The following is a 7,282-nucleotide window of genomic DNA, read 5'->3' as shown; positions in this document are numbered from 1 at the left end:
CCAGAGGATCATGAGGTTGCGGTAGATGTCGTAGCGCTCCCGGTCGTCGGCCCGGACCACCGCGAGCGCGAAGAGCAGCGCCTCGTCGAGGATGAGCAGCAGCCCCCAGGACGCCACGACCACGATGACCATCGCGAGGACGAATTCCGTGAAGCGGCTCTCCGTCGGGGACTTCCCGAGCAACCGGCCGTCCCACACCGAGCCGCACAGCCAGTATCCGGGCCCGATGAGGCCGCCGACGACGAAGAGGATGATGCGGTGGCGCCGCGGGCCGCGCCGGCCCGCCCGGCCCCGGTCGCGCCCGGAGTCTCCGGAGCGCCGGGACCGCGCCTGGTCACCCACGACCGCCACCGGGGGCCGGATCCGGCCCGTCGCCGGTCGCGTACCGCGCCCAGGCGCACCAGGCGTGACGTGCGACAGGTCCGGACAGCAACGGGTCGTCGCCACGATCACCCATGAACCGCAGCGAAATGGTCATCATTGCCATTTCATCACACTCCTGCATCGCGCCTGATCCGCAGCTGCGAATCGGGGCAATTCACATCAGGTACGCGACCGGCCGCACCATCGCGATACGACGGGGACGGTCTCGCGGTTTTCTGTTGTGAAGCTCCGGCTCGCTCTCACCCGGATTCCTCCCGCAAAAATGACCAAGGAAATCCAGCAGCCATTACCCGGCTTCGGAAAGTCAATCGCGAACCGCTTCTTCGCGCACACTTTATCGGTCACCCTACGTGACATCCCACACGCGACAGACCCGGACGAACAGGGTGACATAGCCGCACATACATCCCGGCCATCCCCGGCCTCAGCTCACCGAACGTCATCGGCCCCCGTTTAGGACACCCGCGATTGTTCGCACTGCTAAAGACATCACCCTGGGCGTCCAGCCGGTTACAGTGCGTCAATGCAAGGCGATAGGGGCTCGGGCAAATGACCCATCTTCGACGCCACTTGTCCGGCCGACGACGGCACCGCGCCATCACACCGTTTGCGCCCGAAAATCCAGCGACTACTCAAGAAATGTCACTTATGCTCCGACTAGTACGCCAGCCGCGGATAGTGACCCTTTATCCTTGTTCGGTGGACAGGTTCGCCCAGTGAACGGGAGAGGGATGCGACCCGGACAACGCGAAGAGGCGACCGGCGCCGCAGAGCGGCTACGGCACGTCCACTGGATCGGCGGCGGGAGCGGCGCCGGCAAGTCGACGATCGCCCGCCGGCTCGCCCGCCGTCACGGCTGGCGACTCTACGCGACCGACGACGTGATGCGGGATCACGCCGGGCGGACCACTCCCGAGGAGGCTCCCCTCCTCCACGAGTTCATCGCCATGGACATGGACGAGCGATGGGTGAACCGCTCTCCGGAGGTCATGCTCGAGACATTCCACTGGTTCCGCGGCGAGGGCTTCGACCTGATCGTCGAGGACCTTCTTCGCCTGCCCCGGGAACCCCGCGTCGTCGTCGAGGGCTTCCGGCTGCTGCCACATCTGGTGCAGCCGCTACTCGCCGTCCCCGGGCACGCCGTCTGGCTCCTCCCCACCCCCGAGTTCCGCGAGGCCGCCTTCCGGGACCGGGCCGCGCCAGGGGAAGGGTTCACCAGGAGGACCAGCGATCCGGTGAGGGCCGACCGCAACATCGCCGAACGCGACCGCGTGTTCACAAGACGCCTCCAGGAGGAGGCCGGGCAGCTCGGACTGCGCACGATCCAGGTCGACACCGCGATGACCGAGGACGACCTGTATGCGCAGGTGACCGAGGCGTTCGGGCTCTGAACGCCCTACTTCGACTCGATTCGGCCCAGGGGCTCGGCGCTCTCCGACAGGGCCTTTTGCGCCGCCCGCCAGCCGGAGTCGTCGATGTCGAGGGCGTGGCGGAGGTAGGCCCACGTGAGCCGCTGGATCAGGGCGACCCGTCCGGGGTTCTCATCCGTTGTCTCCGCGACCTCATAGCCGGCGATTCCGCCGAGCGAATGCTCCGCGCCGAACAGGGTGAGCAGGCTCTTGTCACCGGGGCTCAGGGCGTACGGCTCGGTCATCCAATCCGGCCCCCGGACGGTCAGCCGATGCCTCCGCGGCGTGTCGTCCCGATCCCCCACGATCACGAGGGCCGGCGTGGTCATGTGCGCGAAGCTCGGATTCATGTACGCGAAGTGCTCGGCCGCGAACGGCGTCAGGTTGGCTCCGCCCTCTCCGGCCGTGGCGAACAGCACCCCCGCCTTGACGCGCGGGTCGGACAGATCCTCTTCCCGCCCGGTCTCCGGGTCGAGGACGCGCAGGCCCAGCAGATTGCCCGCCGTCTGGCCGCCGAAGGAATGTCCGGCCACGGCGATGCGGCTTCGGTCCAGGCGCCCGCCGAGGCCGGGAACAGCGGCTTCCAGGAGATCCAGCCGGTCGAGGACGCGCTTCAGGTCCTCCACCCGGAAGCGCCAGATCCGCGGCGTACGGGGGTCGTCGCGAGGAATGCCCAGCGTCCTTGAGTCGAGATGAGTGGGCTGGATGACCACGAAGCCGTGAGCGGCCCAGAAGTCGGCCAGGGGGCCGTAGCCGTCCAGCGACGAGCCGGAGCCGTGCGAGAAGACGATGATCGGCAGGTCGCGCCCGGCCGTCGGCGCGGACACCCTCACCCGCAGGTCGTCGCCCCGGCCCGGTGCCGGGAGCACGATCGGCTTCACCGAGACGGCCGGCGCCGGCGCACCGACGCCGATGGCCAGGTCCATGGCCGTCGTGTCCGATTCGCTCATGGAAATACCTTCCTGATCTGGCATAATAAAAACGGGACACCGTCCCGTTTGAACATACGGGACAGTGTCCCGGTTATCAACCTCGGCGACGAAGGGAAGCGTGTGGACGACGGCGACCCGGGCTCGGGGCGCGCAGCCCGGCCCAAACGGGCGGACGCACGGCGCAACGAGGAGACCCTGCTCGAGGCGGCCGCCGCGGTCTTCGTCGCGTCCGGCGTCGAAGCGCCGATACGAGACATCGCGGCCAAGGCCGGCGTCGGGACGGCCACGATCTACCGCCACTTCCCGACGCGGGCGGATCTGATCATCGCCGTCTACCGGCATCAGGTCGAGGCCCTCGCCGCGGCCGGTCCCACGCTGCGGGCGAGCGGCGCGACTCCGTACGCCGCGCTGGGGCGGTGGATCGACCTCTTCGTTGACTTCGTGGTCACCAAGCAAGGACTCGCCGCCGTGCTGCAGTCCGACGACCCCTGCTTCGACCCCCTGCACTCCTACTTCGTCGATCGGCTCGTGCCCGTGTGCACCGAACTGCTCGACGCCGCGGCCGCCTCCGGTGAGATCCGCTCCGACCTGGACGCCTACGAGCTCATGCGCGGCATCGGGGGCCTGTGCGCGGGCGCCGGTGACAACATTCGCTACGACGCGCGCCGGCTGGTCGAACTCCTCGTCGCGGGACTGCGCTCGCCGGAGAGACGCCGTCAGCCGGTCTTGCGGAGGACCACCTCGACCTTGGTGGTCCGGCCGACGTTGCCGGCGGCGTCGATGGCGCGGTACTCGATCGTGTGACGGCCGTAGCCGGGCGGCACGTTCTCCCAGGCGACGGCCCTCGCCGGCTTGCCGAGCTTGCCGTAGTAGAGGTCGTCGATGTTCGTGCCCAGCGGCGTGAACAGGAAGGGCGCGCCGGAGTCGGTCGGCCAGCCGAAGTAGCGGTACCAGCCGTCCCCGTCGACCTGGAACTCCGCCAGCGTGCTTCCGGACCCGTCGTCGGACGGGTTCAGCCTCATGGTGAACCGGTCGTCGAAGACCTTGGTCCCGCCGTGCGTGGCGGCGGGTCGGGAGAACTGCGCGGCGACCACCGGACGCCGCGCGTCGACGTTCCAGGACAGCGGCGATGACCGTACGCCGGTGGCGGGGTCGACCGCTCGCGCGGTGACGGTGTGCGTCCCGGAGGTGAGGTGGAGGCGCCCCAGGGCGAGGTCACGGTCGTTGCCATGGGTCGTCACCCGCCGCCCGTCGACGGTCCACCGGACCGCCGGGACCGACGCCGCGGGGTGCGTCGTCTCCGCGTAGATCACGTCGTTCGCGCCCACGTCCGTACCGGCCGGAGTGGAGTCGGTGAAGCCCGCCGCGGCGGCCGTCGGCGTGGTCGTGATCCGGGTGTCCACCGTCCAGGTACGGGTCTGGGTCAGGGCCGCGGAGGACCTGATCGCCGGGTCGCGTACGAAGTCGGTGGGGTCGACGACCTTCGCGGTCAGCGTGTGCGTGCCCGGCTTGAGGTGCCGGCCGGCCAGGTCGACGTTGTGCCGGTCGGTGCTGCCGGGGACCGTCCTGCCGTCGAGGGTCCAGGTGATGTGCAGCGTGTGGCTCACCGGGTGCAGGGTCTCCAGCCAGACGACGCGGTCGGCGCCGATGGGCGCCCCGGTCGGGGTCTGGTCCTGTACCAGGTTGAGCTTCGCGGAGATGGCCTGCGTCATCCGTTCGCGTTCCACCTGGTCATAGGCGTACCCCAGGGTCTTCATCATCGAGTGCTCGCTCGGCCGCCACACGCCCGTGGTGTCGTACATCCCGCCCTCGTAGCGGCCGATGACGCCGCCCGCCGTGCTGCGGTCGCCGAGCCAGCGCCACCACTTGGCGTGCTGCTCGCGCATCTGCCGCTCGGTGAGGAGGGTGTGGTGGATCGAGTCCGGCTCGCCGCCGGTGTAGGCGCCGCCGGCCACGCCCCGCTGGTAGTAGTTGTACTCGTCCTGGAGGCCGCCGAGTGAATGGCCGATCTCGTGCGGCATGATCAGCGACGACATCGCGTTGCCGCCGGACGCCGTCGCGTACGTCCCGCCCGCGCCGCCGTACGTGGTGCTGTTGGCCAGCGCGACGATCTGCCGGTTGGCGGCGGTGGTGCCGGTGACCAGGTTCGCGTATCGGCCGGCCGCGTCATCGTCCATGACGAGCAGGCGCTGGATGCCGTCGGTCCGGCAGCCGCTCCAGAACTGCATATTCAGCGGCGTGCTGCGTTCGGCCGAGGTCACCGACGGGTCGCAGCTCACGCCCGACTCGCCGGAGACGATCTCGACCCGGTAGATGTTGACGTAGCTGCGATAGGACTTCCACGGTTCGAACGCGAACAGGGTGCTGATCTCCCGGTCGACGTTCTCGCGGAACTTCGGCATGTCGGCCTCGGTGTAGCCGTCGCCGAGGATGACGACGTTGAACCGCTTCGCCGGATCGCCGGTCACCTGGACCGGCACGACCTTGGCGCTGCCGACGTCGTCGGCGTGTGCCGCGCCGGCCGGCGCCACGAGCGACGCGGCGACCGCCATCGTCGCGATCATGCGTCTGAGCATGAGAGGCCTCCTACGGATGCACATCGGACGAGCTGATCATCGTCTGCGGGAGGCCGGTACGGAACCGTGCGCGACGCCTTGATTCACCTGATCGGCGGAGCCGGCCAACGGCCCGCCGAGCAGCGACGATATCCAAATCGGTATCACCTTCACATTCATATGCATCTTGGACTTTTCCCTGGCCAGCTGCTGTCCTTGTCGGCCTGACGAAGCCTGCCGGACAGAGGGGAGTCCGATGATGCGCCGATCCCGCATGGTCGCCGCCGCCGCGATCGCGGCCGTGGCCGTGCTCGTGGGGGTGGGAGCGGTGTGGTTCTCGCGTGACGACGACGGGCCGCGGGCGACCGCGAAGCGTTACCTCGCGGCCTGGAGCGGCGGCGACTTCGCCGCCATGCGTGCCCTGACCGACCATCCGCCCGCCGACTTCGAGACCCGGTTCGCCCGCATGCGGGACGACCTGGGCGTCACGCGGCAACGCTACGACGTCGCCTCGGCCGGAGAGTCCAAGAACGGCGAGGCGCGCGGCTCGTACCGCGCCGAACTGACCCTGTCGGGGGGACAGGTCTGGACGTACGGCGGGTCGATGACGTTCGTCGAGCGCGACGGCAGGTGGCGGGTGGCGTGGTCTCCGCAGGTCATGTACCCGGGCCTCAAGGAAGGGCAGCGGCTCCGTGCCGCGCGCACGTGGCCGGCCCGGGCGGACATCCAGGCGGCGGACGGCGGCAGCCTGAGCCGGTCGCCGTCCGGGTCCGTCCAGCAGCTCACCGGTCCGCTGGGCCCGGCGTCCGCCGCCGCCGCGAAGAAGCTCGGCGCCCCGTACCGCGCGGGCGACACGATCGGTGTGGACGGGCTCCAGCGGCAGTACGAGCGCCGTCTCGCCGGTACGCCCGCCCTCGCCGTACAGATCATCGACGCGGACGGCACGCCGGTGCGGACGCTCAAGCGGTTCGGCGGCGCCGAGGGCAAGGCCTTGCGCACGACCCTGGACCCGAAGGCCCAGAACGCGGCCCGCGACGCCCTCACCGACGTGGCCAAGCCCGCCTCGCTGGTCGCGCTGCGTCCCTCCACCGGGGAGATCCTCGCCGTGGCGAACAAGCCCGGCGGCTACAACCGGGCGCTGATGGGGCAGTACCCGCCGGGCTCGACGTTCAAGGTGGTCACGGCGGCGGCGCTGGTCGCGGGCGGCATGGACGCCGGCACCAGGGTCGGCTGCCCGGCCACCACCACGATCGGGGGCCGCTCGTTCCACAACTACCAGCAGGAGGACTTCGGCACGGTGGCCCTCCGGGAGGCGTTCGCGCATTCGTGCAACACCACGTTCGCGCGTCTCGCCGTGGACCGGCTCGGCGAGCAGGGGTTGAGCAGGGTCGCCACCGAGTTCGGCTTCAACGCCCCGATCATCGCCGGGCTCCCCGCCGTACGGGCCTCGTTCCCGGACAACAAGGACGACGCCTCCTTCGCCGCCGCCGCGTTCGGGCAGGGCCGGGTGCTCACCAGTCCGCTGAACATGGCGAGCGTCGCGGCGGCCGCCGCCGACGGCACCTGGCGCTCGCCTCGCCTGGTCGACGCCTCACTCGTGTCCCAGGCCGTGGACGCCGGCGGTCACAGACCGGAGGCGCCGCACAGGCTGCGGCCCGCCGTCGAGCGGGCGCTGCACTCCCTCATGCCCGCCGTCGTCAGCGAGGGCACCGCCGCCGGCGTGGACTTCCCGTCCGGGACGGCGGGCAAGACCGGCACGGCGGAGTACGGGACCGGCGACGACCCGCCCACGCACGCCTGGTTCATCGGCTACCACGGCGACCTCGCCTTCTCCGTGATCGTCGAGGGCGGCGGGACCGGCTCCGAAGCCGCCGCGCCCATCGCGGCGAAGTTCCTCAAGGCCGTCGGATGAGAGGTCGAGTACGGGTGATCGTCAAGCTGTTGCGTCTGTTGGGGGCGGCTGCGTTCGCGGGGGTGCTGGTCGGTCTTTTGGCCCTTCCGG

The 7,282-nt window shown here is 70.0% G+C and carries 6 protein-coding genes; 3 read left to right on the top strand and 3 right to left on the bottom strand.

The features are described from left to right. On the bottom strand, window positions 1-342 hold a 342-nt coding region (locus ACFFNX_RS36565; protein ID WP_378210562.1), incomplete at its 3' end, for a hypothetical protein. A gap of 773 nt (window positions 343-1,115) precedes the next feature. Here ACFFNX_RS36565 and ACFFNX_RS36560 point away from each other — a divergent pair. After that, the gene (locus ACFFNX_RS36560) at window positions 1,116-1,775 is read left to right on the top strand and encodes an AAA family ATPase (protein ID WP_378210560.1); all 660 of its coding nucleotides are present in this window, start codon (window positions 1,116-1,118) and stop codon (window positions 1,773-1,775) included. A gap of 5 nt (window positions 1,776-1,780) precedes the next feature. Here the strand turns inward: ACFFNX_RS36560 and ACFFNX_RS36555 are convergent, their stop codons facing one another. Next, complete coding sequence (locus tag ACFFNX_RS36555; protein WP_378210559.1) at window positions 1,781-2,743, bottom strand: alpha/beta hydrolase family protein; 963 nt, start codon at window positions 2,741-2,743, stop codon at window positions 1,781-1,783. A 102-nt stretch (window positions 2,744-2,845) separates the two neighbouring features. Between ACFFNX_RS36555 and ACFFNX_RS36550 the strand changes: the two genes are divergently transcribed. Continuing rightward, the gene (locus tag ACFFNX_RS36550) at window positions 2,846-3,529 is read left to right on the top strand and encodes a TetR/AcrR family transcriptional regulator (RefSeq protein ID WP_378210558.1); all 684 of its coding nucleotides are present in this window, start codon (window positions 2,846-2,848) and stop codon (window positions 3,527-3,529) included. On the opposite strand, the gene ACFFNX_RS36545 is transcribed toward ACFFNX_RS36550, so the two are convergent. Beyond that, complete coding sequence (locus tag ACFFNX_RS36545; protein ID WP_378210557.1) at window positions 3,442-5,301, bottom strand: M64 family metallopeptidase; 1,860 nt, start codon at window positions 5,299-5,301, stop codon at window positions 3,442-3,444. The genes ACFFNX_RS36550 and ACFFNX_RS36545 overlap by 88 nt on opposite strands. 235 nt (window positions 5,302-5,536) lie before the next feature. Between ACFFNX_RS36545 and ACFFNX_RS36540 the strand changes: the two genes are divergently transcribed. Further along, the gene (locus tag ACFFNX_RS36540) at window positions 5,537-7,192 is read left to right on the top strand and encodes a penicillin-binding transpeptidase domain-containing protein (RefSeq protein ID WP_378210556.1); all 1,656 of its coding nucleotides are present in this window, start codon (window positions 5,537-5,539) and stop codon (window positions 7,190-7,192) included. The last annotated feature ends 90 nt before the right edge of the window (window positions 7,193-7,282 follow it).

The sequence above is a fragment of the Actinoallomurus acaciae genome, from assembly GCF_042429965.1.
Lineage (GTDB): Bacteria > Actinomycetota > Actinomycetes > Streptosporangiales > Streptosporangiaceae > Actinoallomurus > Actinoallomurus acaciae.
The sequence above is the reverse complement of the archived record's forward strand: the minus strand, read 5'-3'. Positions and strand labels throughout refer to the sequence as shown.

Bases quoted from the DNA above. Each gene is read 5' to 3' on its own strand.
- ACFFNX_RS36545 (WP_378210557.1), bottom strand. From the start codon at position 5,301: ATGCTCAGACGCATGATCGCGACGATGGCGGTCGCCGCGTCGCTCGTG.
- ACFFNX_RS36540 (WP_378210556.1), top strand. From the start codon at position 5,537: ATGATGCGCCGATCCCGCATGGTCGCCGCCGCCGCGATCGCGGCCGTG.
- ACFFNX_RS36560 (WP_378210560.1), top strand. From the start codon at position 1,116: ATGCGACCCGGACAACGCGAAGAGGCGACCGGCGCCGCAGAGCGGCTA.
- ACFFNX_RS36555 (WP_378210559.1), bottom strand. From the start codon at position 2,743: ATGAGCGAATCGGACACGACGGCCATGGACCTGGCCATCGGCGTCGGT.